Source organism: Kluyvera sp. EC_51 (genome assembly GCF_019584505.1).
Classification (GTDB): domain Bacteria; phylum Pseudomonadota; class Gammaproteobacteria; order Enterobacterales; family Enterobacteriaceae; genus Kluyvera; species Kluyvera sichuanensis.
On the sequence record NZ_VDAG01000070.1, the window covers coordinates 1 to 916 of the forward strand.

Annotated in this window: 1 protein-coding gene; it reads right to left on the minus strand. The window is 54.9% G+C overall.

From position 1 onward, the window contains the following. Positions 1-55: 55 nt before the first annotated feature. On the minus strand, positions 56-916 hold an 861-nt coding region (locus FHC49_RS13105; RefSeq protein WP_220439980.1), incomplete at its 5' end, for an integrase core domain-containing protein.

Genomic DNA, 916 nt, shown 5'->3' on the forward strand with positions numbered 1-916 from the left:
TGTACGACCGGATACATAGGTAACACTTCAGACCGGGAACATAGGTAACACTTTCCTAGTCTATCCGGATAATACTACGGCTTTTCCGGTCATAGTAAGCAAGCGTTATACCGTTAAAGATGATGGCCTCAACTCCATCATCTTTTTCTTCCAGCATGATGTATTCCCCCAGCAGCGCTTCGCTCAGGAACACCTCCTTGCCGATGTGTATCACCCCCTTCGACATCACTCTGTACAGCCGCGCTCCTTCAGGCCATTCATACTCAGGTACTTTACCGTCCCAGCTGCGCGATGATGGCCGCCATACCTCACCCGGCGTGGTTCCTCCCAGTGCTTCATGTGGACGCTCCTGGTTGAACTCTTCTCTGTAATGACTGAACCAGGCCTGTTGCTCTTCCAGTGTTCTGAAGATATTCCCGTGTTTCAGTGCGCTTTTCAGCGAACGGTGCATCCGCTCATGGCGACCATTTTCCTCCGGATGCCCCTTTCTGATTCGCTCGGGCCTGATGCCCAGTTTGATAAGCCAGACCGACAGACGGCTGAGACCCGCCACCCCAACGCCAGCAAAGGGCTGCCCGTTGTCGGTTCGCAGCACATCCGGCAGACCGTATTCAAGGAAGGCGTCGGTGAGGCACTGTCGGGCAAAGGCGGTGTTCTCGTGATGATTACCCCGGCAGCTCAGAAGGTAGCGGCTGTGGTTATCCGTCAGCGTAAACGGGTGGCAGTACTCCCGGCTCAGCAGTCTGAACTTCCCTTTAAAATCAGCGCTCCAGACCTGATTAATATCCTGGATAGTGGTCAGCGGCTGACGATTCCCGGGCGTTCTGTGTTTGCGCTTTCTGTCCGGAACCATCCCCTGGCGTTTGAGGATATCGCCGATAGTGCTGGCAGCCGGAACAGGGAAGTCGGCCTGATG